The following is a 412-nucleotide window of genomic DNA, read 5'->3' on the forward strand; positions in this document are numbered from 1 at the left end:
GTGCCCCCGGCTGGTTGCGCATCGCCACCACGATGGAGGTCTTGTCATCGCCGGACGCCGGCACCGAGCTGTCACCGATGATCAGGAAGCGCGTGGAGTTGTCGGGGCTGTCCTCGATCTTCTCCTCGACCTTCTCCAGCTCATAGAGCTTGGCCGCCATGTCACCGGCAATCGCCGCACTGTGCCACTCGGTGCGCACCTGACGCGCAGCCTCGGCATTCGAGGACACCGCGATGCGCTCGGCGTGCGGGAAGTGGGCATCCAGCCACTTGCGGCACTGGGCCAGCGACTGGGCGTGGGAATAGATGCGCGAGATCTTCTCGCGACGCGTGTTCGGGCCCACCAGCAGGTGATGGTGAATGCGCAGCACCACTTCGCCGGAGATCTTGAGCTGCGAGCCCATGAACGAATC

At 64.8% G+C, this 412-nt stretch carries 1 protein-coding gene; it reads right to left on the minus strand.

What is annotated here, in order from left to right; all coding sequences use genetic code 11:
- Positions 1–412: prephenate dehydratase (locus tag HUS66_RS17515; RefSeq protein ID WP_302675528.1), on the minus strand; the 412-nt coding region annotated here is incomplete at both ends.

Origin of the sequence: Onishia taeanensis, assembly GCF_013349955.1 — a bacterium.
Lineage (GTDB): Bacteria > Pseudomonadota > Gammaproteobacteria > Pseudomonadales > Halomonadaceae > Onishia > Onishia taeanensis_B.